Source organism: Blastococcus sp. SYSU DS0617 (genome assembly GCF_054051075.1).
Map to the genome: position 1 here is coordinate 78,477 of NZ_JBJHAO010000003.1, position 22,170 is coordinate 100,646.

The 22,170-nt window shown below is 75.6% G+C and carries 18 protein-coding genes; 6 read left to right on the top strand and 12 right to left on the bottom strand.

Going from position 1 to position 22,170, the window contains the following annotated elements:
* The first annotated feature begins 231 nt into the window (after nucleotides 1-231).
* Nucleotides 232-729 (top strand): hypothetical protein, encoded by a 498-nt coding sequence (locus ACI793_RS04990; RefSeq protein ID WP_456605267.1) that lies wholly within the window; start codon nucleotides 232-234, stop codon nucleotides 727-729.
* Here the strand turns inward: ACI793_RS04990 and ACI793_RS04995 are convergent.
* The 3 genes from ACI793_RS04995 to ACI793_RS05005 all read right to left on the bottom strand — a co-directional run bounded on the left by ACI793_RS04995 (nucleotide 694) and on the right by ACI793_RS05005 (nucleotide 5,633).
* Complete coding sequence (locus ACI793_RS04995; protein WP_456605268.1) at nucleotides 694-2,196, bottom strand: dynamin family protein; 1,503 nt, start codon at nucleotides 2,194-2,196, stop codon at nucleotides 694-696. The two genes, ACI793_RS04990 and ACI793_RS04995, sit on opposite strands and share 36 nt — an antisense overlap.
* Nucleotides 2,193-4,082: a dynamin family protein gene (locus ACI793_RS05000; protein WP_456605269.1), complete on the bottom strand. Its 1,890-nt coding sequence runs from the start codon at nucleotides 4,080-4,082 to the stop codon at nucleotides 2,193-2,195. The genes ACI793_RS04995 and ACI793_RS05000 overlap by 4 nt, the downstream gene beginning before the upstream one ends.
* Before the next feature lie 108 nt (nucleotides 4,083-4,190).
* On the bottom strand, nucleotides 4,191-5,633 hold the full coding sequence (locus ACI793_RS05005) for an IniB N-terminal domain-containing protein (protein WP_456605270.1): 1,443 nt from the start codon (nucleotides 5,631-5,633) through the stop codon (nucleotides 4,191-4,193).
* 280 nt (nucleotides 5,634-5,913) lie between these two features.
* On the opposite strand from ACI793_RS05005, the gene ACI793_RS05010 reads away from it, so the two are divergent.
* Together ACI793_RS05010 and ACI793_RS05015 are read left to right on the top strand one after the other, a co-directional pair.
* Nucleotides 5,914-7,983, top strand: coding sequence for an Hsp70 family protein (locus ACI793_RS05010; protein ID WP_456605271.1), 2,070 nt, complete (start codon nucleotides 5,914-5,916; stop codon nucleotides 7,981-7,983).
* Nucleotides 7,980-10,547 carry a LuxR C-terminal-related transcriptional regulator gene (locus ACI793_RS05015; protein ID WP_456605272.1) on the top strand — a complete coding sequence of 856 codons (2,568 nt, stop codon included), beginning with the start codon at nucleotides 7,980-7,982 and terminating at the stop codon, nucleotides 10,545-10,547. Before ACI793_RS05010 ends, ACI793_RS05015 begins: the two co-directional genes overlap by 4 nt.
* 9 nt (nucleotides 10,548-10,556) lie before the next feature.
* Here the strand turns inward: ACI793_RS05015 and ACI793_RS05020 are convergent, their stop codons facing one another.
* The gene (locus tag ACI793_RS05020) at nucleotides 10,557-10,892 is read right to left on the bottom strand and encodes a hypothetical protein (protein ID WP_456605273.1); all 336 of its coding nucleotides are present in this window, start codon (nucleotides 10,890-10,892) and stop codon (nucleotides 10,557-10,559) included.
* On the opposite strand from ACI793_RS05020, the gene ACI793_RS05025 reads away from it, so the two are divergent.
* On the top strand, nucleotides 10,891-11,529 hold the full coding sequence (locus ACI793_RS05025) for an MBL fold metallo-hydrolase (protein WP_311343205.1): 639 nt from the start codon (nucleotides 10,891-10,893) through the stop codon (nucleotides 11,527-11,529). The two genes, ACI793_RS05020 and ACI793_RS05025, sit on opposite strands and share 2 nt — an antisense overlap.
* Nucleotides 11,530-11,556: 27 nt before the next feature.
* Here ACI793_RS05025 and ACI793_RS05030 read toward each other — a convergent pair whose 3' ends face one another.
* The 3 genes from ACI793_RS05030 to ACI793_RS05040 form a co-directional block, all read right to left on the bottom strand.
* Nucleotides 11,557-11,823: a GlsB/YeaQ/YmgE family stress response membrane protein gene (locus ACI793_RS05030; RefSeq protein WP_456605274.1), complete on the bottom strand. Its 267-nt coding sequence runs from the start codon at nucleotides 11,821-11,823 to the stop codon at nucleotides 11,557-11,559.
* Between the two features lie 135 nt (nucleotides 11,824-11,958).
* On the bottom strand, nucleotides 11,959-12,231 hold the full coding sequence (locus ACI793_RS05035; RefSeq protein ID WP_456605275.1) for a GlsB/YeaQ/YmgE family stress response membrane protein: 273 nt from the start codon (nucleotides 12,229-12,231) through the stop codon (nucleotides 11,959-11,961).
* Nucleotides 12,232-12,368: 137 nt separating this feature from the next.
* A complete protein-coding gene (locus ACI793_RS05040; RefSeq protein WP_456605276.1) occupies nucleotides 12,369-12,824 on the bottom strand; it encodes an SRPBCC family protein in 456 nt (151 codons plus the stop codon).
* 80 nt (nucleotides 12,825-12,904) lie between these two features.
* Here ACI793_RS05040 and ACI793_RS05045 point away from each other — a divergent pair, with 80 nt between their 5' ends.
* Nucleotides 12,905-13,480, top strand: a complete 576-nt coding sequence (locus ACI793_RS05045) for a TetR/AcrR family transcriptional regulator (RefSeq protein WP_456605277.1) — start codon at nucleotides 12,905-12,907, stop codon at nucleotides 13,478-13,480.
* 37 nt (nucleotides 13,481-13,517) lie between these two features.
* Here ACI793_RS05045 and ACI793_RS05050 read toward each other — a convergent pair whose 3' ends face one another.
* Nucleotides 13,518-15,062: a CYTH and CHAD domain-containing protein gene (locus ACI793_RS05050; RefSeq protein WP_456605278.1), complete on the bottom strand. Its 1,545-nt coding sequence runs from the start codon at nucleotides 15,060-15,062 to the stop codon at nucleotides 13,518-13,520.
* Nucleotides 15,063-15,207: 145 nt separating this feature from the next.
* On the opposite strand from ACI793_RS05050, the gene ACI793_RS05055 reads away from it, so the two are divergent.
* Nucleotides 15,208-16,017 (top strand): DUF2382 domain-containing protein, encoded by an 810-nt coding sequence (locus ACI793_RS05055; protein ID WP_456605279.1) that lies wholly within the window; start codon nucleotides 15,208-15,210, stop codon nucleotides 16,015-16,017.
* 13 nt (nucleotides 16,018-16,030) lie between these two features.
* Here ACI793_RS05055 and nhaA read toward each other — a convergent pair whose 3' ends face one another.
* The 4 genes from nhaA to ACI793_RS05075 all read right to left on the bottom strand — a co-directional run bounded on the left by nhaA (nucleotide 16,031) and on the right by ACI793_RS05075 (nucleotide 22,148).
* A complete protein-coding gene (gene nhaA / locus ACI793_RS05060; RefSeq protein WP_456605280.1) occupies nucleotides 16,031-18,667 on the bottom strand; it encodes a Na+/H+ antiporter NhaA in 2,637 nt (878 codons plus the stop codon).
* Between the two features lie 69 nt (nucleotides 18,668-18,736).
* Complete coding sequence (locus ACI793_RS05065; RefSeq protein WP_456605281.1) at nucleotides 18,737-19,516, bottom strand: nitrilase-related carbon-nitrogen hydrolase; 780 nt, start codon at nucleotides 19,514-19,516, stop codon at nucleotides 18,737-18,739.
* Entirely contained in the window at nucleotides 19,513-20,721 is a 1,209-nt protein-coding gene (locus tag ACI793_RS05070; RefSeq protein WP_456605282.1) for a pyridoxal phosphate-dependent aminotransferase, read from the bottom strand. The genes ACI793_RS05065 and ACI793_RS05070 overlap by 4 nt, the downstream gene beginning before the upstream one ends.
* Complete coding sequence (locus ACI793_RS05075; protein ID WP_456605283.1) at nucleotides 20,718-22,148, bottom strand: RNB domain-containing ribonuclease; 1,431 nt, start codon at nucleotides 22,146-22,148, stop codon at nucleotides 20,718-20,720. Before ACI793_RS05075 ends, ACI793_RS05070 begins: the two co-directional genes overlap by 4 nt.
* Nucleotides 22,149-22,170 lie beyond the last annotated feature (22 nt).

Consider the following 22,170-nt stretch of genomic DNA (forward strand, 5'->3'; position numbering starts at 1 on the left):
GGCCTCTCCGCCATCGACACGTGCTCGGCAGGCTCGCAGGCCGAGCGGAGAGGGTGTCCCTCGCCGGAGGCTGGTGCGACGCTGCGGTCTGGTCGAGTCCGACGGAGGGTGTTCGTGGTCGCACCGGAGAGCGAACCGGACCCGGCGCCGGCACGGCACCAGCCGGGCCTCCGACCGGCGGTCCCGCCGCCCCGGCCGCGGGCTGCGGCCGGCCCGCCCCCGCGTCCGGGGGTGACCTCCCAGCTGACGCCTCCCGGACGATCCGCGCCTCCCCCACGCCCCTGGTCGCTCCGGCTCTCCGCCACCTCGTCGTTCCTGGCCGCCGCCGCCGGCGGGGTGGGCGTGCTGGCCGCGCTCGCCGACGGGGACGCGCTCCGGGAGAAGCTCACGGCGGAGGCCACGGAGGCGGACCCGGGTCTCGCGGCGGACACGATCGCCGACGGGGTGACGGCGACGACGTGGCTCGTGCTCGGCTCGGTCGCGTTCCTCAGCCTGGGTCTCGTCGTCTGGACCGCTGTGGTGCTCCGTCGGCGCGCGTGGGCCCGGTGGCTGCTGCTCGTGACCGGCGTGCTCGTCCTCGTCGCCGACGACATCGCGCAGAGCGTCGTGGCGGGCGGGTCCGACGTGGACCGCATCGCGTTCGTCGCGCAGGCCGCGCTGGTCGTGGTGGCCCTGGTGGCACTGTTCTGGCGGTCAACCGGCCGCTGGTTGCGCGCCCGGGACGAGTGAGGCCTCCTCCTCGAGCTCGGCCAGCACCGCCTCCAGGGACCGCACCACGGCGCTCGCCGCATCCCGGACCGCTCGGGTGACCAGGGGATCCTCCGCCTGCGCCTGCCAGCGGTCGAGGGCGGCCGCGGCCGCGGCCCGCAGCGCCTCCGGCGGGGTGTTGCTCCCCGGGAGCCCCAGGCGGTCGGCCGGCGAACCGCCGTGCGTGTCGAGCAGTCGCGCACCCTCCGCCCGGAGGTCCTCGGGCAGCGCATCCATGCCGCCACCTGGCCGGCGCAGCTCGGCGAGCTCCACGACGTCGCGCTCGGCCAGCCGCAGCCGTTCCAGGTCCGACCGCAGCCGCTCGTCCCCCTCGGCCGGCGCCGAGCGCAGCGCCCACTCGACGACCGCCAGCGCGGAGCCCTGCTGCAGCAGCGCCCCGTGCGCGGTGAACTCGGCCGCCATCCGGCGGCGCAGCTCCTCGAGACCGCTGCGCCGGACGAGCTCGTCCGCCAGCCCGTCCGCGGAGTCGATGCCGGCACGCAGGAGGGCGATCGAGAGCCGGACGCCGAAGAGCCCGAGGCGCTCCAGGAGGGAGCGCCGGATGCCCTGGGCCACCTCTCCGGGGACCTCCGGCCGGGAGAACCGGTCCGCCGTCAGCAGGACCGGCTGCAGGTCGCCCGGCGGCGTGCGGGACAGGCTGCGCAGCGCGACGAAGTCGGCGTGCCGCAGGGACCGTCCCGCCATCCCGAGCAGCCCTGCCACCGGCAGGACGGTGGAGCTGACCTCGGCCACGGCCGGGTCGGCCGCCATCCGTTCGGCGACCGCGCCGGCCTGCGCCAGGGCGTCCAGGCTCGCCGAGCCGATCTCGTCGGCCCGCGACAGGACCGTGATCGTGGTGGTCTCGTGCCCGGCCCGGGCGGTCCGTGCCTGGAAGGTGCGCAGCACCTCGACGTCGTCGGCCTGCAGCTGGCGGGTGAGGAACAGGACGGCGTCGGCACCGGGGAGGCCGTCCGGCGGTTCGAGGAAGGCGCGGGTGCGGGCGCTCAGGCCGGTGGACAGCGAGGCGATGCCCGGGGTGTCGACGAGGGTGGCCTCGGCCAGCCCGGGCGTCGGCCAGTCCACCCGCAGGTGGTCCACGTCCTCGGCGTCGGTCCCCGCCAGGTCCAGCACCAGCCCGCCGTCCACGCGGCGCACCGGCAGGTTCCGGTCCCCCTGCCCCGTCCGCGCGGCCACGCGGGGTACCTGGCCGTGGCGGTACACCGTGACCAGCCGGGTGCACTCGCCGGCGTCGGTGGGAGCGATCCGCGCCCCGACGAGCGCGTTGAGCAGGGTGGACTTGCCCGCTTTCACCCGGCCGACCAGGGCGATGCGGACCGGTTCGTCCAGCCGGGCCCGGTGCTCGGCCAGCCGTGCGGCCACGTCCGGGTGCTCCCGGTACACCTCGAGAGCGGCGTCGAGGAGCTCCCGGACGCCGGAGCCCTCGTTCACGAGGTCCCGCCGGCGGGTGCCAGCGGTCCACGGGCCGCCGGTGCCGCCGGCGCGTGCCGTCCACGCGGCGGGGACGGCGGGGCGAGGCGACGCGCCTCCGCGGCGAGCGCGTCGAGGCGCTCGAGCCGCTGCTTCAGGGCCCGCACCCGGGCCGTGCGCTCGCCGGCGGCCTCCTTGGTCGACCGCTGGGCGGCGCGGACCGCGTCGTTGAGCGACTCGGTCATCTCGTCCACGGTGTCAGTGACGAGGTCCCGCAGGGTGCGCTGCACCAGGCGCAGGCGGTCCTTCAGGTGCTTGCTCACCTGGAAGACCACCTCGTCCACGTGCCTGCGCACCACCGTCTTCGCCTCCGACTGGCGCCGCTGGAGCCGCTGCGCCTTGTCGTCGTTGTAGGCCTTGCGGCCCAGCAGCACGCCGGCGGCGAGGGAGATGGGGTTGATCAGCGCCATCCCGGCCAGGCTGGTGGCCAGGCCGGTCATGAGGACGCCGGTGTAGGAGCCGCGGACCCCGATGAGGACCCGCTCGCGCAGGTGCAGGTAGCCGTCGTCGATCTCCGGCAGCGCGACCACGCTCGAGAGCACGTCGGCCGCGTCGCCGATCGCCAGCTCCGGGAGCACCGCCCCCCCGTCGCGGGCGAACTGCTCGATGACCTGCTCGGCGAGGTACTCCGACCGCTGCTCGGCCCAGACGAAGCTGTCGGCGACGGCGATCTCGATCCGCTGCTCCAGCCAGCGGCCGAACTCCGCCCAGAGGGCCCCGGGGTCGTCGGCGTCGATGGCCTCCTCGGCCTCGCGGGTGACGACCCGGGACCGGTCGCGCAGGTCGTAGTCGATGTCGGCCATCAGGTCGGTCACGCCGTCGTTGAGCAGCTGCTGCCAGCGGGAGGACCGCCGGCGCAGCTGGTCCACGGAGGCACGGGCGTCCTCCAGCTCGCGGACCACCGCCTCCTGGGCCGCGGGGCCCTCCAGGCCGGACAGCTCGCTCCGGGTCGACAGCCGCAGGTGCTGGGTGACCGTGGAGACGTCGTGCGCCAGCGATCGCTGCGCCAGCGTCTCGGCCCGGGCGACGACCTGGTCGCGCAGGTACCGCGCGAGGGTCTCGAGCCCGGACTCCTCGTGCAGCTCGGCGTCCCGGTGCTGCGCCGCCAGCAGGGCCAGCGCCGAGGAGACCGGGAAGATCGGCGCGTCGACGCCCCGGTCGGCCAGATGGCGCCGGTCCAGCTCGACGATCGCGCGCCACTCGGTGGCCACGTCGGTCTTGGTCACCGCGCAGAGCACGTTCGGGCACAGGGCGGCGGCCTGCTCCAGGAACGCCATCTCCGGGGCGGTGAACTCCTGGGTGGCGTCGGTGACGACGATGACGGCGTCGGCGCCGGGCACCAGGTCCAGGGCCGCGAGCGAGGCCACCGCGCCGACGCCGCCCAGGCCGGGGGTGTCCACCAGCTCGAGCCCTCCCTCGAGGATCCGCCGGGGGAGCGTCACCTCGATGCGCAGGGGACGACGCTCGTCGTCGGCGCGCACCGTCCGCGTGGCCAGCGAGGAGAGCGGCACGCGTTCGCGTACGCCGGCCTGCTCCTGCGATCCGGCCGCGGCTCCGGCCTCCGCGGCCGGGGGATGCACCAGGACCGCCCGCGGCTCGGCGCCGCCGGCCACCACCGTGGGCACGACCGTGGTCACGTCGTCGCCGACCGGGCACACCGGTGCCCCGACGAGCCCGTTGAGCAGCGAGCTCTTGCCCTTCTTGGGCTCGCCGACCAGGAGGACCCGGACGCTCGGGCTCTGCACCCGCCGGCGCGCCGTGGCCAGGCGGGCCTGCAGGTCCGGCCGCCGGCACTCGTCGGCCAGCGCGGCCGCTCGGTCGATCAGGCTCACGTCGGGCACGCCCATCGGTCCTCCTCGGGAGGTGTTCCGGTCTACCACCGGTCGCGACGTCGGGACAGGGGCCGACCCCGACCCCGGCCGGAGCCGGGATCGGGGTCGGTGCGACGCAGCGGATCAGCCCCCCATGGCCGGGTCAGCGTCCACGGTCACCGGGACGTCCACGTCGACCAGGTCGGGGTCGATGACGCTGTCGTCGCCGCTGTCCTGGTCGATGAAGTCGTTGTCCTCGATCTTGGTCACCACGTCGTCGTCGGAGGCGTCGATCGCCACGAAGTCGTCGTCCGAGGCGTCGATCACCACGTCGTCGTCCGAGGCGTCGATGACCACGTCGTCGTCGGACTTGTCGTCGCCACCGACGGCGCCGTCGCCGATGGCGACGTTGCCGTCCACGCCGTCGTCGTCCGAGGCGTCGAAGTTGCCGTCGCCGTTGGTGTTGACCAGACCGTCCTGGTCGACCCCGTCGTTGTCGTTGTAGGTCGTCGTGACGTCGTCGTCCGAGGCGTCGATGACGTTGACCACGCCGTCCTGGTCGATGCCGTCGTTGTCCTCGTACGTGTCGTTGTCCTCGTAGATGTAGGTGTCGTTGTCCTCGTTGACGTAGGTGTCGTTGTCCACCTTGACGAGGACCGTGTCGTTGTCCTCGTTGGTGATGACGTCGTCGTCCGAGGCGTCGATGACGTTGCCGCTGTTGACGTTGCCGCTGTTGACGTTGCCGCTGTTCGTGTTGCCGCTGTTGAGGTTCAGCGTGTCGTTGTCCTCGTTGGTGAGGACGTTCCCGCTGTTCGTGTTGCCGCTGTTGACCGTGTTCCCGCTGTTGACCGTGTTCCCGCTGTTCACGTTCAGCGTGTCGTTGTCCTCGTTGACCGTGGTGATCACGTTGCCGCTGTTGACGTTCAGCGTGTCGTTGTCCTCGTGGACGACGGTGAGCGTGTCGTTGTCCTCGTTGCCGACGTTGACGTCGCCCTCGACGTCGCCGTCGACGAGGACGGCCGTCGAGCCGGGAGCCGCCCAGATCGCGTTCTCGATGTCGACGTCGATGTCGGTGTAGGTGATGTCGACGTCGGTGTGCGAGTAGTTGTTCTCGACGTACCGGACGTTGTGGATGACCGCGGCCTCCTGGCCGTGCCCGGCGTAGTCGTGCCGGCCGTGCCCGGCGGACTCGTGCTTGCCGTGACCGTCGAGGTCCTTGCCGCTGTCGCAGTCGTCGTCGTCGCCGTCGTGCCAGACCTTGTGCCAGTGGCCGTCGTCCTTGTCGCAGTCCTCGTCGCGCACCGGCTTGTGCCCGCGGTCGTCGTCGCAGTCCTCGTCGCGCACCGGCTTGTGGCCGGAGCCCTTGTCGTCGTCGTCGTGCTCGTCCCGGCCGCTGTACCGGCCGTACGAGGCCGGCGAGGAGTCGGCCATCACGGGCATCAGCGCGTGGACGGTGGCCGGGTCGACGTCGGGGAAGCCGGCGGCGGCCAGCGCGGCCTCCGGGTTCTCCGCGAACGCCTCGGCGGCCTCGTCGTCACGGAGCAGGCCGAGGATGAAGTCGAGCAGGGTGCTCGCCATGGTGGTCATGAGATGTCTCCCGAGAGGTCGAGCCGTCCGCCGTCGGCCGGCTGGCAGACGCAGTCAAGGGCCGGGGCGGGTCGGGGCTCATCGGGGCGAGGTCCGGTGCGTGTTACCCGATGTTGGGGGATTCGCGGTCACCCATCGTTAGGGGGACCCGGGGTGTCGCCCCCCGCTTGCCCCTGGGGACGAAGTTACGGCCCGGTAACGCCCTGAAAGTTCGATCCGGCCGTTAATTTCCGCTGGGTGCCGCTGCGGCGGCCGGCTCTTGGACTGCGTTGGGGGATCGATGCGCGTGGACGAGTACGGGCTGGGCGTGGACATCGGGGCCGGCGGTGTCACCGCGGTGATCTGCCGGATGGGGACGGGAGCAGCCCCCGCGCTCGACCCGTTGCCACTGCCCGCCATGACCGCCCGGACGGCGCGCGTGGTGGCCCGCATCGGGACATCCGCCCCGCTCTACGAGGACGGCCGGGGCCGGTCCGCCGCCGACGTCGCCGCCGAGGTCGTGGCCGAGGTCCGGGCCGTGGCGGAGCAGCAGGAGGGCCGGGCGCCCGGCTGGACGGTGCTGACCGTGCCCCCGTCCTGGGGCGCGTACCGCAGCGAGCTGCTGGGCGAGGCGATCCGCACCGCCCTGGGGCCGGGCACGTCGCTGGTGTCCGGGGCCCTGGCCGCCACCTACGCCCACATCGACGCCGGCCGGCTGCGCACGACCGACACGGTCGCCGTCTACGACCTGGGCGCCGGCACGCTGGACACCGCGGTCGTCCGCGCCACGCCCGAAGGCGAGCTGCAGCACGTCGGCACCCCGCTCCCGCCCCTCCGGTGGGGCGGGCAGGACGTCGACGACGCACTGCTCGGCCACGTGCTGCAGGCGCTCCCGGACGCCGGGCGGACGGGTGGCATCGACCGGGACGCGGCCCGGGCGCTCCGTGCCGCGGTCGTCGCCGCCAAGGAGGCCCTGTCCTCGGACACCGTGACCAGGCTGACCGCGGTGCCGGGTGCCCCCCTCCCCGGCGAGGAGCTGCGGCTGACCCGGGAGGAGCTGGACGAGCTCATCCGCCCCGGCGTCCTGGAGTCGGTCGACGAGCTGGCCCGCGGCGTCGGGAACGCGGGCGTCGAGGTCGAGGACCTCGATGCCGTCGTCCTCATCGGCGGATCGGTCCACGTGCCCCTGGTGGGCGAGTGCCTCTCCGCGGCGCTGGGGCGGCCGCTGGTCGTCGACCCGGCGCCGGAGCTCACCGCGGCGGGAGGTGCGGCCGGGCTGGCGCTCGGGATCGCCGAGCGCCGGCCGGAGCCGGACGCCGCCCCGGCCGAGCAGGAGGAGGTGGCAGCAGCAGAGACGCCCGCGGACACCGGGAACTCCCCCGACGCCGCGCCGGCGTCGGACCGGGCCCCCTCCCTCCCCCCGCGGCGCGAGGACCGGCCCCGGCTGGTGGCGCGTCCCCCCACGGCCGCGCGGACGGGGGCATCCCGGCGCCCGGCCGGTCGTTCGCGGCCACGGCGCGCCGCCCGGATCCTGGTCGTCGCCGGGCTGTTCCTGGGTCTGGTCCTCGTCGTCCCGACGCTGTCCGCGGCGCTCCTGTCCGGCGCCGAGACCGTTCCCGGCGCACCGGCCGCCGAGGCCGGGGGTGACGAGGGGAGCCCGGACCGGCAGGCCACCGCTCCGGGGCCGGCCCCGGGAGGCGACCGGCCGACCACCTCGGGCGTCCGGGTGCGCGAGGCCGCGGACCACCGGGCGGCCGGCGCGGGCCGGGTCCCGGGGACGTCGGGCTCCTCGGCGGTGTCCCGCGCGACCCAGTCCGCCGGAGCCGCCCTCCAGCGGCTGATGTCCGGCGCGACGACGTCCCCTGCTCCCGGGACGGCGTCCCCTGGTTCCGCCGAGGCCCCCGCCCTGCCGAGCGGTGCCCCCACCACCGCGTCGACCCCGGCGGCCTCCACTCCGGCGACGCCCACCACGGCGGCCTCGTCCCCGGCGGCCGCCGGGGGGCCTGCGTCGCCCACGTCGCAGGCCGCCACGCCCACGGCCGGGCCCACGCCGGCAGCGGCGACGCCGACCCCGGGCGAAGCCCCGCCCGCGACGCAGACCCCGGCGCCGGCTCCTGCCCCGGCTCCTACGCCGACACCGACCCCCACGCCGACGCCGACGCCGACGCCGACGCCGACCGAGCCTCCCCCCGCGGCCACCGAACCCCCACCCGCGACGGAGGTCCCCGCACCGGCTCCGGCCACCACCGAGCGTCCCCCCGCGGCCACCGAACCCCCACCCGCGACGGAGGCACCGGCTCCGGCCGCCACCGAGCCTCCCGGCGCGAGCACCGAGCCCCCGGCGACGCCCGAGCCGGCGGAGGCCCCGTGATCACCGACCTGCACGGCACCGGCGGGTGGCGCAACGAGGGCGCGCCGGACCGGGCCGGGTCCTCCCGCCGGCGGTCCCCGGCCGCTCCCGCGGCACCCGGCCACGTCGTCGTCGAGGGCCCGGGGGGCACGGGGAAGTCGCTGCTGCTGGCCGAGGTGGTCGCCGGCTACCGGGCGGCCGGCCTCACCGTGGTGGGGCTTGCTGTCGACGACCAGCCCAACGTCGCCGCCGGCTCGGTGGCCGTGGTGGTGGACGACGCCCACCGGCTCCCCGACGAGGCGATCCTGCGGGTACGCCGGCTGGTGGACGACGGGGGCTGCCGGGTGGCCCTGGCGTTCCGGCCGTGGCCGAGCTCGCCCGCACTGGCCGAGCTCGTCCGCGCCCTCGGCACCGACGGGCGGGCCGTCGTCCTCGGTCACGTCGACCGCGGGACGGTCCAGGACTGGGCCCGGGACGAGATCGGGGGGCCGCTGCCACCCGGGCTCGTCGACGCCGTCGTGCACCAGACCGGCGGGCTGCCGGCCCTGGTCCGGCCGCTGCTGCGCTGCCTGGCCTCCCCGCACGCCGTCTCCCGGTCGACCGGGCGCCTGCTCGTGCCCGACGAGGTCCTGGACGTGGTGCGCGCCCAGCTCGGCACGCTCGACGAGGACACCCGGTCGCTGATGCACGCCGTGGCGGCCGGTGCGCCCCTGGAGACCGAGGTGCTCGCCGACCTGCTGGCCGTCCCGCCGTCGCGGATCGCCGAGCTGCTCGGCGCGGCCCGGTCCAGCGGCCTCCTGCTCGGGAACGGCGACCTGGTACCCCTGGCGGCCCGGGGGCTGGGCGACCTGGCCGCACCCGAACTCACCCGGGACACCCGCCGCCGGTTGCTGGGCCTGCTCGTGGAGCGGGGCGACCAGCCGCTGGAGCTGGCGCGCATGCTGGCTGCGGACCGGGTGCGCGACCTGCGGGCGGCCCGGCTGCTGGAACGCCAGGGCGACGCCGCGCTCCGGTCGGATCCGGCCACGGCACCGGAGCTGCTGGACGCCGCGATGGCCTGCGGCGCCTCCGTCCACGGGATCGCGGCCCGCCGGGCGCAGGCCGCCGCGCTCGCGGGCGACTTCGACGCCGCCCTGCGATGGGCCGACACCGTGCTGACCGACGACGACGCCCCCGACCGATCCCGTGCGGCCGGGGTCGCGGCCACCGTGCTGGCCCACCGGGGACTGCCGGGGCACAGCGCGGAGCTCTACCGGCTGGCCGGCGCGCAGCGGACCGGCGCCGTGGCGCTGGCGCTGCTCAGCACGGGGGCCGCGAGCGAGGCGTGCGCCGCCCTGGACGGACGCCGGGAGGCGGCCACCGCGGAGCCCCCCACCCTGTTGTCCGGCTGCGAGGAGCTGATGGCCCGCGGCGTGCTGCAGTCGCTGCGGACGGGGGAGAACGCCGGCGCCGACATCGCGGCGGCCCTCTCCACCCTGTCGCGCGCGGCCTCCCTGCTGGAACCGGTGGGCCGGAGCGCTCTCCTCCAGGAGACCCCGGCCGCCCTGGCGGCGCTGGTCGCGCTGCACTGCGGAGAGCTCGGCGTGACCGAGTCCGTCCTCGACCGCGCCGTCGCGGCGGACACCGGAGGCGCCCCGAGCCGCGCCCGGCACCTCCTGCTGCTCGCCTGGGCGGCCATGCTGCGGGGGCGGATGAACCGCGCCCGTGAGTACCTGGTCCGCGCGCAGGACCCCGAGCACGGCCTGGAGCCGCGCGACGACCTCTACCTGCAGGCGCTCGACGTCGGCCTCGCCCGCCGCAGCGGCGACGCACCCGGCCTGGCGGCGGCGTGGGCCCGCGCGCGCGAGGCGCTGCTGCGGTACCCGATCGACCTGTTCAGCCTGCTCCCCCTCGGCGAGCTGATGATCGCCGGTGCGCGGCTGGGGGAGAGCGACCGGATCGCACCGAACGTCGCCGCCGCGCAGGCGCTGCTGGACCGGCTGGGCTCCCCCGACCTGTGGGCGGCGCCGCTCCACTGGAGCGGCGCCCAGGCGGCCATCCTGGTCGACGACCCCGCCGGTTTGCGGCCGCACGCCGCCGCGCTGGTGGCGGCGGCACGGACGAGCCCCTACGCGGCGAACCTCGCCCGGGCGGGCCGCTGCTGGCTGCGGGTGCTCACCGGCGACATCGACGCCGAGATCGTGGAGTCGACCGCGCAGGACCTGGCCGCCGTGGGGCTCACCTGGGACGGGTCACGCCTGGCGGGCCAGGCGGCAGCGCGCACCCGCGACCCGCGGGCCCGCACGGCCCTGCTGTCGTGCGCCCGGGTGCTCGCCGAGACCCACGACCTGGACACGGCCAGACCGATGGGCAGGCCGGACGGTGCGAGCTCCCCGCCTTCCCCGGCCGGCCGGCTCAGCGAGCGGGAGCGGGAGGTGGCCCGGCTGGTGGTGGCCGGGCAGACCTACCGGGAGATCGGCGGAACGCTGTTCATCTCGGCCAAGACCGTCGAGCACCACGTCTCGCGGATCCGGCAGCGGCTGGGCGCGAGCAACCGCTCGGACCTGCTCGCGCGGCTCCGGCTGGAGATCGCGCAGAGCGGCTGACGCGGGCGCTCAGCGCACGAGCGAGGAGCACTCCGGGCAGACGTCGTCACCGGTGCGCGGCCACGGGCCGTCGGGGACCACCCGGGCCAGCGAGCCGCAGACGGTGAGCTCGCAGGCGCCGTCGATCTCGGCCATCGGGCGGTGCAGCTCGACGGCGTGCCACAGCGCGGCGGTCGGGCCGTGGGCGCGGCTCCGCGCCGCGGCGTGCACGATCGTCTGCAGCATCATGAGGACCACGTCGGCAGCACGGAGGGCCGGCGTGATGGCCGGGCCGCCGATCCCACCCGGACGAGTGACGCCGGCCCCGGGAGCGGTGTGGGAGCCGCCGGTGCAGGATGCGGTCATGGAGCTGACCAAGCACGGCCACGCGTGCGTCGTCCTCGGCCAGGGCGAGCACCGGCTGGTGATCGATCCTGGGGCCTTCACCGATCCGGCGGCGCTCGACGGCGCGTCGGCCGTGCTCGTCACGCACGAGCACCCCGACCACTTCGAGCCGCAGCGGCTGCGGGCGGCGCTGGACGCCGACCCGGCGCTGGAGATCTGGACGAACCGGTCGGTGGCCGAGAAGCTGGACGCGCCCGCCGGGCGGGTGCACGTCGTGGGTCACGGGGACGCCGTGACGGTGGCCGGCGTCGAGGTGCAGGTGCACGGCGAGCTGCACGCGGAGATCCATCCGGACATCCCGCGGATCGCCAACGTGGGTTTCCTGGTCGGCGGGGTGGTCTTCCACCCGGGCGATGCCTTCACCGTGCCCGATCAGCCGGTGGCGACGCTGCTGCTCCCCCTGCACGCCCCGTGGTCCAGGACGGCCGAGGTGATCGACTACGTGCGGGCCGTGGACGCCGACCAGGCGTACGCCGTCCACGACGGATTGCTCAACGACACCGGCCTGGGTGTCGTCTCGGGGCTGCTCGGCGAGCGCGGCCCGGGGACCCCCACGCCGTTCAGCCGGCTGGCCCCGGGGGACACGGTCGAGCTCTGAGCCCGATCGCGTCCCCGGGGCGCAGCGTCAGCGGACGGCGCCGCGCCTGGACTTGCCGGAGATGCCCTCGGCGACGCCGATGAGCAGCACGGCCGCGATGACGGCCAGGACGAAGCCGATGACGTTGAGCTCCCAGATGCTCCCGGTGCCGAAGGCCTGAGCGATCAGGCCACCGATCAGCGAGCCCACCAGGCCCAGGGCGAGGGTCGCCAGGATCCCGAGGTTCTGCTTGCCCGGGACGATCAGGCGGGCCAGGGCCCCGATGATGAGTCCGGCGACGAGGAAGCCGATCACTGTTGTTCTCCTTCAGTTCGGTGACGCCCACGGGGGGCGTCGTCTCCGGCCCGCTCGACGAGCGGGTCCGGGATTCGCGACGACGCGGCCCCGGGGGCGCGGCCACGTGCTCGGCCGCGCCCCCGGGACGCGAGGTCAGCGGACGGCGCGGTTGTTCCGGCCGGTGATCGTGGAGGCCGCGATCACCAGCGCAGCGGCGACGATGATCGAGATGATCCAGCGCAGCCAGTCGATGCCGTCGGTGTCGTCGACGCCGAGCGCGCCGGCCACGAAGTAGCCGATGAGCACACCGCCGATACCGCACAGCAGCGTCAGCCAGATCGGGATGTTGTCCTTGTCGCCGGGGGCGACGAACTTGCCCAGCAGGCCGATGATGATGCCCGCGATGATCAGACCGATGATCTCCATAGCCATCTCTCCTCAGTTGGCCCGACCGGCATGCACTCCCGGCACGGTGCCGGGTGCCGCCGGGGCACGAGAGAAGGCCTTACCCGGGAGTCGATCACCGATGCGCCGTTCGCCCGATCGTGCGCACACCGTGATGTTCAGGCGGTGCCGACGACCCGCGCGACGTGCGCGGGCACCTTCGCCAACTCGGACTCCACCGTCCGCTGGACCATCGGCCGGGCCGCCCGGCCCAGCAGCCGGCCGGCCAGCCGTCCCCGGCCGCGCGCCTCGTGGCTCACGGTCAGGGTCACGCTCGTGCCACCGGCCGGGGCGTCCTCGAGCTCGATGCGCGTCGTCCAGGTCTCCGGGGTCAGCTCGACCTGCGTGACGACGACCCGGCCCGGCGCCCACTCGAGGATGCGGCCCTGCGGAGCGCCCGCGGGCGGCTCGCCGTCGAGCCGGCCCGGGACCGCCACGAACGTCGTGCGACGGCCCGACCCGGTGACGACGTAGGAGACGTCGCAGACCGGGCAGTAGGGCGCGAGCACCGCCAGGGCGCGCCACACGTCGGCGCGCTGCTCGGGCACCACGAGGGTGCCGGTCGCCGAGCTCACGGGCCGACCGTACCGGTGCCGGCCGACCGCCGTCGGAGCGGCGAGTGGCCGAATCGGGACCGTGGCCGCACCATCTCGGCGTGGCAGACACCTCGGACTGGCGGAACCGACGATGGGAGGCAACGCACCGGCGGATCTTCACGACCGCCCTCGCCCTGTTCGAGGACTTCGGGTACGAGCAGGTCAGCGTCGGCCGCATCGCGCAGCGCGCCGAGGTCTCGGTGCCCACCTTCTACGCGCACTACCCGAGCAAGGAGCACCTGATCATGGCGCTGCCGACCGATGACCAGGTCGACGCGCTGCTCGCCACCCAGCCGGAGGACCTGCCGCTGGGCGAGCGCATCCGACGGGCGCTGCCCCTGTACCTCGCCCAGCTGCCGCCCGAGGCGACGGAGGAGACGTTCACCCGCTGGCGGATCATCGCCGCCACCCCGTACCTCCGGACCCGGGCCGCCGAGTTCGAGCGCGAGACCGCCGGCATGTTCGTGCGGAGCCTGGCGAGGTCCACCGGCCGAACACCGGGCCCCACCGAGGTCGTCCAGGCGGGCGCCGCCCTCGTCGCCTACACCACGGCGCTGCTCGCCTGGGCCGACAGCAACGGCGAGCGCAAGCTCGAGGAGACGCTCGACGAGGCCCTCCGCGCCCTCTCCGCCTGACCGGCCGCTCAGCGCGGCCTCGGCTCCGCGACCACGGTCAGCCGCCGAGCCGCTGGGCCAGTGCCGGCCAGCGCTCGGTGAAGGCCCGCTCGGCGTCCTGCGCGCGCGCCTCGGCGCGGCCGAGCAGCAGCCCGTAGGTGAAGCCCGGCTCCCCCGCGGCGTGCGCGCTCACGGCGAGGTGCCGGCACCGCTCCCCCACCACCACCAGGTCCTGGAGGGCGCCCAGCAGCCGCTGCGTCCTCTTGGCGGCTCGGGCCACGTCCCGGGCCGGCTCGCCGACGACCGGCGCGACGACCTCGGCGGTGTACCGGGCCCGCCGGGCGGCGCGGCGCAGCGCGTGCAGCGCCTCGGTCCGCTCCGCGCCGGTCAGCGGCCCGGCGGCCGATGCCGAGCGCCGCACCCGCCGCGTCTCCCGGCGCAGCACCTCGGCCAGCACCGCGTCCGCCGGCCGGGCGGCCCGCCCGGTCAGCGGAGGGTCGGCGAGCAGGGCGTGCAGCGCCTCGAGCAGATCCAGGTGGGAGCGCTCGGCGACGACGGCCGCCGCCTGGGTGCGGCCGCGCTCCTGCGCCGCTACCTCCCCCGACTGCAGCCGCGCGACCACCGGTCCGAGGACGAGCTCCTCCGGCAGCTCCGCGACGGCCGCGCGCAGGCCGGCGTAGGCGACCTCGTCGTCCCGGAACGCCGACAGCCGGCCGGCCAGCCGGCGGAGCTCGTCGCGCAGGGGCTCGGTCGCGGCCCGGTCGAGCACCGGCCGGAAGGCGGCCAGCAGTCCGCGCAGGTGGCGGCAGGCGATCCGCATCCGGCGCAGGCCGTCCTCCGCGCCCGTGCGCAGCCCGACGTCCGCGAGCTCCAGGGCGGCCACCTCCTGCCGGAGGGCGGCCAGCACCACCTCGCCCGCGGACGGTCCGGCGCCCGTGCGCCGCTTGCCGCCCTTCTTCCGGCGGGGCGCCTCCGGTGGGCGGCTCTCCTCGGGCTCGAGCCCGAGGGCACGGGCGAGCTTGGAAGCGCGGGCGGTGCGCTCGGCGCCCGCCGCGACCAGCTGCTCCCCCACGCCCGCGAGAAGGTCCCGGTCGCCCTCCAGGAGCTCGACCTCGACCTCCCGCCAGGTACGCACCTCGACCGCTCCGTCCGGGCCGGACAGCCGGGTGGCGCTCACCGCGTCGTCTGCGACCTCGGCGAGCGGCCGTCCGTCGGCGCCGCGCAGCACGGTGACCACCCGGCGGGTCCGCAGCTGGACCACCGGTACCGGCGCCGCGCCGCGGAGCACGCCCGCGACCGGGGCGACGACGGCCTTGGGAGGTCGCCGGACCGCCCGCCCCAGCGGCTGGTGCAGCTCCCTGCGGGCGTCACCCGACGCCGGCAGCTTGACGTGCCAGCCGTCGTCGGGGCCGCCGGTGCGCCGCCGCAGGGTGATCCGCGCCCGGGCCAGCCGCAGATCGGGGGTGTCGAAGTACTGCGCCTCGAGCCGGTGCTCGACCGGGGCGTCGACCGACGCCACCCCGTCCACCGCGGCGAGCTCCGGCAGGCCGTAGGACGGCGGGACGTCGAACTTCGTCTCGATCTCGAGGTGGTCGGCGGGCACCGGAGCACCGTACGGCGGGGCCCCAAGAAGGAGTGAACCGCTCTCCCGGCCACCCATCGCCATGTTCACGAAGGGCCCGTGATGGGCACGCCTCGGGGAGCTGGCGCCCCGGACGGAGGCGCCGCGCACTCGGAGAGGTCGGTCCATGGTCAGCGAACGAGACGTGTCAGCGGCGATCGGCAGCACGGCCTACGGCAGTGACGGCGAGTCCGTCGGCACCGTCGAGACCTTCTACACCGACGACCGCACCGGTGCCACGACGTGGGTGTCGGTCTCCAGCGGTCTGCTCGGCCGGAAGCAGGTGATCGCACCGGCCGGGGACGCCACGTTCGTCGACGGCCGGCTGCAGCTGTCGGTGCCCGCCGACGCGGTGTCCAGCGCTCCCCGGATGGGCGGCGAGCACCTCTCGCCCGCGGAGGAGGAGGCGCTGCGGCAGCACTACGCGCGCGGCGTGACCCCCGCGGGCGACGACGCCGAGCGGCTGTCCAGCATCGACGGCGCGGCGGGCGAACCGGCCGCCCCGGCCCACGACGTCGCGGGGCCCGGCGACGGCACCATGGTGCGCAGCGAGGAGCAGCTGCGGGTGGCCACCGAGCGGGTCGCCGACCGGCGCATGCGGGTCGTGAAGTACGTGGTCACCGAGGAGGTGCAGGTGACCGTGCCGGTCCGGCGCGAGGAGATCCGCATCGAGGAGGTCCCCGGGGACGGCTCCGACGGCGGGCTCGTGACCGAGGGCGACGCGCTGCACGACGGGTCCGCGGCCGGCTCGATCCCGGGCGGGCTGCCCGAGGAGATCGTGCTGCACGCGGAGCGGCCGGTGGTGACCGTCGAGGTGGTGCCGGTCGAGCGGATCCGGCTGCACACCGAGGTCGTGGCCGGGCAGACCTCGGTTACCGAGACGGTCGAGCGCGAGCAGGTCACCGTCGACGAGCACCCCGCCCCCCACCGGGGCTGACCGCCGGGCAGGCTCAGCGCACGTGCTCGGACCCGAGTCGCGCGAGGTCGTCGCCGCTCGGGTCGAACAGCACCCGACCGTCCGCCGCCAGCACCACCGGGACGCCCTCGGGGGCCTCCAGCTCCTCGAGCATCGTGCGCGCCGCCGGATCCTCCGACGGGTCGAGCCAGGTGTGGCCCAGCGCGTGGTCGGCAAGGGTCTGGCGGAGCCGGTCGCTGGCCGGCCACCGGCGGTCACCCAGCACGCGGATCCCGCTGGCCCGGCCGATCAGCATGGCCCGCCGGATGAGCAGCGCGCGGGTGATGACGTTCGACAGCTCGCGGTCGGCGGCGAGAGCCGCGCGCAGCCGGTCGACCGCCAGGGTGAGCACCTCACCGGGGGCCGCCGCGACGACCGAACGGACGGCGCGCTGGCCGGCCAGCATGTTCAGCCCACCCAGGAAGCGCTTCGGGCCCACGACGGAGATCACCCGCGGCTCGTCGTCCGGTCCGTCGGCGTCCTCGACGACCGCGACGGTGCCGGTCAGCACGACCACGAAGTCCCACTGGGCGTGGCCGCCCTGCACCAGCAGGTCGCCGGTCACGGTGGAGCGGCGCTGCCCGAACCGGTGCAGGACGCCCAGCTGCCGGTCGGTGAGCCGTGGCGAGGAGCCGTCGGTGTCCGGTGTCTCGGCTGCGCCCTGGAGGGCCGCCAGCTCCGCGACCGCCTCCAGCCGCACGCGGGGTGAGACCGGCGGCACGACCGCCGGTCCCCCCATCTCCTCGTCCGGTTCCGGTAGCCGTGCGCCAGGAGTACCGCGCGGATCGGTGCGCAGCAGCGCGGCGGCCAGCGCGTCGGTCGTGGTGGGCCCGCCGTGCCGGATGCCGTTGACGAAGAAGGTCGGCGTGCCGTGCACCCCGCTGGCCTCCGCGCTGGCGACGTCGTCCCGTACGCGGGCGGCGTGCGTCTCCCGGCCGAGCTCGCGGGCGAACCGCTCGAGGTCCAGGCCCAGCGCGGCCGCGTGGTTGAGCAGGTCGGGGGCGTCGAGCTCGGCCTGGTGGCTGAACAACCGGTCGTGCATGGCCCAGAAGGCTCCCTGGGCGCCGGCGGCCTCGGTCGCCTCGGCGGCCAGCTCGGCGTGCGGGTGCACGTCGACCAGGGGCAGGTGCCGGAAGACGTAGCGCAGCTCGTCGCCGAAGCGCCGGCGCAGTTCGGCGACCACGCCGGTGGCCCGGCCGCAGAACGGGCACTCGACGTCGCCGAACTCCACGAGCGTGAGGGGCGCGTCCACCGGCCCGCGCACGTGGTCGACGGCCGGGTCGACAGGGGGGTCGAGGCGCACCGGCCGGGGTGCGGAGGCGGCGGTCGTGCGGCGGGTGAGCAGCCGGAAGGCCAGCGCACCCAGCAGCGTGGAGGCGACTGCTGCGGCGAGGATGCCGACCGTCGCCTCGTCGCGCAGGCCCTCCTCGTCGAAGGCCAGGTCGGTGACGAACAAGGAGACCGTGAAACCCAGCCCGGTGAGCGCCGCACCGGCCCAGACGCTGCCGAGGGTCACCCCCGGCGGCAGCGAACCCAGGCGCAGTTTGACCGCCAGCATCGCCCCCAGCGCGACGCCGAGCAGCTTGCCGACGACCAGGCCGACGAAGACGCCGTGGGTGACCGGGGACCCGAGCGCTCGGTCCAGCAGCTCCCCGTCGATCCGCACGCCGGCGTTGGCCAGCGCGAACACCGGGACGACGAGGTAGGTGGTCCACGGCACGAGGACCGCGCCGATCCGTTCGTTCGGGGACACGGCCCGCTCCACCGAGAGCTTGGCCTGCCGGGCGAGGTCGACGTCGGGGGACTGGCGGAAGGCCCGGGTGAGCGACCCCGCCAGCTCGACCGCGTCCCGGCGCGGCGGATAGGCGCTGACCAGCAGCCCCAGGACCACGCCGCCGATGGTTGCGTGCACGCCGGACTGGTACATCGCGAACCACATGACGACGCCGACAGCGAAGTAGGCCGGGCCGCGCCACACCTGCAGCTTGGACAGCACGATGAACGCCAGCACGCACAGGCCGGCCACGGCCAGGGCCCCGAGGTCGATGTCGTCGGTGTAGAAGATCGCGATCACGCTGAGCGCGCCGATGTCGTCGACCACCGACAGGGAGAGCAGGAAGACCCGCAGCTGGATCGGGCAGCGCCGGCCGAAGACGGCGAGCGCGCCGAGCACGAACGCGGTGTCGGTGGCGATCGGGATGCCCCAGGCGTGCGCGGCGGGGGTCCCGGCGTTGAACGCGTAGTAGATGAGCGCGGGCACGACCAGCCCGCCGACCGCGGCCATGGCCGGAACGGTGAGCCGGCTGCGCTGGGCCAGCTCCCCCATCGAGAGCTCGCGGCGCACCTCCATGCCGATGAGGAAGAAGAAGAACACCATCAGGCCGTCGTTCACCCAGTGCTGCAGGTCCTGGCCGATGGTCCTGTCGCCCAGCCGGACCGCGAACTCGGTGTGCCACAGCCGCTCGTAGGACCCGCCCCACGGGGAGTTGGCCCAGATCAGGGCCAGCACCGTCGCGGCGACCAGCAGCGCCGCCCCGGCCAGACCGGACCGGATCAGCCGGCGGACGGGCGCGGACAGCTGACCGCTGAGGTGGCTGGACCGGGGGCGGCTGGCTCCGCCGACGATGCTCACCTCGCGCCCAGCGATCTCGGTGCCCGGAATTCTTCCCGTGTGCCGGCCGGCCACCCGATCACGGCCTGGTCACCGCGGCCCCACCCCCTCCGCGCGGCGGTCGGCGAGGAAGCGCAGCCGGTCCCGCGTGACGGTGACCGCTCCGGGGTCGACGTCGGCCATGACGACGGTCTCGATCCCGGCCGCGGACGCCAGCACCTCGCCCATCGGGTCGACGATGCGGCTGTCACCGGCGTGCTCGGTGCCGTCGCCGGCCACCCCGACCCGGTTGCACCCGACGACGAACGCCTGGTTCTCGATGGCCCGGGCCTGCAGCAGCGCCGTCCAGTGCAGCCGCCGGGCCGCGGGCCAGTTGGCGGTGACCAGGTAGACGTCGGTCTGCGGAGCCGCACGCCAGAAGACGTCGGCGAAGCGCAGGTCGTAGCAGACGAACGGGGTGATCCGCAGGCCGCCGACGGTCACCGTGACCGGCCCCTCGCCGGCCCGGAAGCGCTCGTGCTCGCCGCCGTGGGTGAACGGGTGGAGCTTGCGGTAGCGGTGCACCGTGCCGTCCGGGCCGGCCAGGACGAAGGAGTTGTAGGGAAGCGGGCCGTCGTCGGCGATCTCCGGGCAGCTGCCCGCCACCCACACGCCGTGCTCGGCGGCCTGCCGCCCGAGGAAGCGCGCCGACGGCCCGCCCTCGGGTTCCCCGATGCCCGCCGTCATCGAGAAGCCGGTGGAGAACGTCTCGCTGAGCAGCACCAGGTCCGCGCCGGCGGCCGCTGCCCGGGCGATCTGCGGCGCCAGCCGCCCGAAGTTCGCCGCGCGGTCCTCCCAGACGATGTCGTGCTGCACCGCGGCGATCCTCATGCCGACCCCGCTCCCGCCCGACCCATGGCCACCAGTCGGCGAACGGCCTCGGCGAGCACGCCGTCACCCTTGCTGAACGCGAACCGGACCAGGTGGCGGCCCAGGTGCGCGTGCTCCGGTGTGTAGAAGACCCCCGACGGCACGGCCACCACGCCCGCCCGTGCCGGCAGCGCGCGGCAGAAGGCCAGGCCGTCGCCGTCGGGCTGGACCGGCCGGACGTCGACGGTGGCGAAGTACGTCGCCTCCGGGTTGATCACCGGCAGGCCGGCGTCCCGCAATCCCCGCACGAGCACGTCGCGACGGAACTGCAGGTCGCGGGCCAGCGCGGTGAAGTACCCGTCGGGCAGCCGCAGACCGGCGGCCACCGCGGGCTGGAACGGCCCGGCGTTGACGTAGGTGAGGAACTGCTTCGCCGTCCGCACCGCCGCGACCAGCGCCGCCGGACCGCAGATCCAGCCGACCTTCCAGCCGGTCACGTTGAACGTCTTCCCGGCGCTGCTCACCACGAGGGTGCGCTCGCGCAGGCCCGGGACCGTGGCCGGCGAGACGTGCCCGGCCCCGTCGAACACCAGGTGCTCGTACACCTCGTCGGTGACGACCAGCAGGTCGTGCGCCACCGCCAGCTCGCCCAGGACGGCGAGCTCGTCCGCGGTGAGCACCGTGCCGGTGGGGTTGTGCGGGGTGTTGAGCAGCAGCAGGCGGGTGCGCGGGGTCACCGCCGCCCGCAGATCGGCCGGGTCGAACGTCCACCGGCCGGCGCCGCCGGCGGGGGGATGCAGGGGGACCGGGCGGACGACGCCGCCGGCCATCGCGACCGACGCCGAGTAGCTGTCGTAGATCGGCTCGAGCAGCACCACCTCGTCGCCGGGCTCGAGCAGCGCCAGCATCACGGCGGCGAGCGCCTCCGTGGCCCCGGCGGTGACCAGGATTTCCGTGTCGGGGTCGTACGCGAGCCCGGAGAACCGCTGCTGGTGCTCGGCGATCGCGGAGCGCAGCTCCGGGACACCCGGCCCGGGCGGGTACTGGTCGGCGGCGGTGCCGATGGCGGCTCGCGCGACGTCGAGCACCTCGGGCGGGCCGGGGTAGTCCGGGAAGCCCTGGCCCAGGTTGATGGAGCCGGTGGCGACGGCCAGGGCGCTCATCTCCGCGAACACCGTCGTCCCGAAGCCCTGCAAGCGGGACGCGAGTGCGGGGCCGCGGCTCACGGCACGGCCTCGAACCGCACCCGCCGGGCGGCGACGTCGGCCTCGGTCAGCCGCACCTCGGTGCGCGTACCGGGCTCGAGCCCCTGGCCGGTGCACCGGGCCCGGACGGCGAGCATGTCGAGGACGACCGTCGCCGACCCGGGCCCGGCGTCGACGACGACGGCCCGGAAGGTGCGGCCCTCCTGACCCCGCAGCAGCCACGCCTCCATCGCGTCGAGCACCGCGCGCTCGACCTCCCGGGTGCGCCGGTCCGAGGCGGCCATCAGGGCCGGGAGCTCGGGCAGCACGGCCCGCAGCCCGGGCGGCGGCTCCGCCCCGGCGGCCAGCGCCAGGCAGACCTCGGTGCCGAACCGGTCGACCAGCCGCCGCAGCGGAGCGGTGACGTGCGCGTACGGCGCGCCGACGCCGCCGTGGCCGGGCTGCTCGGGCGGGGCGCCGTCGAACGCCGTGTAGGCGGCACCCCGGAGCAGGGCGACCGCCTCCTCGAGGAAGGCCACGTGCCCGGGACGCGCGGGATCGAGGTCCCGGATGACGTCACCCGGCGAGGCGTCGGCCGGCCAGTCCACGCTCAGGGCCGGCGCCAGCAGGCGCAGCCGCGCGACGTCGTCGGGGCGGGCGGGCGGCAGGGTCCGGAGCAGGCCGACCCCGCCGTCCAGCATGAGCGTGGCCGCGCACCGCCCGGTGAGCAGCGAGATCTCGGCGTTCCAGCCCTCGACCGGCAGGTCGCCGCGGAAGGCGAGGGTCCAGCCGCCGCCCGGCGACGCGGTCACCTCCTGATCGGGCGTGCCGAGCTCGATCGCGCCCCGCTCCGCGGCCCGCTGCTGGAGCAGCCTGCCGACGGTGGGCAGCAGGGCGAGCGGCTCGGGCAGGGTGCCGGAGTCCGCCTGTGCCTGGACGGCGGGGTAGTCCAGCTGCGCGCGGCTGCGGACCCGGGCCCGGCGCAGCTCCACGCGCACCGGCTCGCCGTCGGCGTCCAGGTCGATCGTCCACAGCGCCGCCGCGCGGAGCTCTCCGGGCAGGAGGCTGGCCGCACCCTCGCTCAGCACCGGCGGGTGCAGCGGGATCCGCCGGTCGGGGCTGTACAGCGTCTGCCCGCGGCGCCGGGCCTCGGTGTCCAGCGGCCCGCCCAGGCCGACCACCGCGCCGACGTCGGCGATCGCGTAGCTGACCCGGTAGCCCTCGCCGCGCCGGGCGAGGTGGACGGCCTGGTCGAGGTCCTGACTCCCGACGGGGTCGAGGGTCACCAGCGGCACGTCCGTCGCGTCCAGCTCGGGCAGCCGCGGCTGCGCCGCCCGCCGCTGGGCTGGCGCGAGCACCGCGTCCGGGAACTCCTCCGGGACGGCGAACTCGGCGCGGATCGCCGCGAAGTCCGGCCCCTCCGGCGCCGCGGCCGGCCAGCGGGGGATGCGGAGCGAGGCGTGCGCCATGCCGCCAGCCTCGCAGAGCCGC

What these genes read in the sequence shown, in the direction of transcription:
- ACI793_RS05000 (WP_456605269.1), bottom strand. Translation starts at nt 4,082, where the DNA reads ATGGGCGTGCCCGACGTGAGCCTGATCGACCGAGCGGCCGCGCTGGCC.
- ACI793_RS05005 (WP_456605270.1), bottom strand. Translation starts at nt 5,633, where the DNA reads ATGACCACCATGGCGAGCACCCTGCTCGACTTCATCCTCGGCCTGCTC.
- ACI793_RS05010 (WP_456605271.1), top strand. Translation starts at nt 5,914, where the DNA reads ATGCGCGTGGACGAGTACGGGCTGGGCGTGGACATCGGGGCCGGCGGT.
- ACI793_RS05025 (WP_311343205.1), top strand. Translation starts at nt 10,891, where the DNA reads ATGGAGCTGACCAAGCACGGCCACGCGTGCGTCGTCCTCGGCCAGGGC.
- ACI793_RS05020 (WP_456605273.1), bottom strand. Translation starts at nt 10,892, where the DNA reads ATGACCGCATCCTGCACCGGCGGCTCCCACACCGCTCCCGGGGCCGGC.
- ACI793_RS05035 (WP_456605275.1), bottom strand. Translation starts at nt 12,231, where the DNA reads ATGGAGATCATCGGTCTGATCATCGCGGGCATCATCATCGGCCTGCTG.
- ACI793_RS05055 (WP_456605279.1), top strand. Translation starts at nt 15,208, where the DNA reads ATGGTCAGCGAACGAGACGTGTCAGCGGCGATCGGCAGCACGGCCTAC.
- ACI793_RS05065 (WP_456605281.1), bottom strand. Translation starts at nt 19,516, where the DNA reads ATGAGGATCGCCGCGGTGCAGCACGACATCGTCTGGGAGGACCGCGCG.
- ACI793_RS05075 (WP_456605283.1), bottom strand. Translation starts at nt 22,148, where the DNA reads ATGGCGCACGCCTCGCTCCGCATCCCCCGCTGGCCGGCCGCGGCGCCG.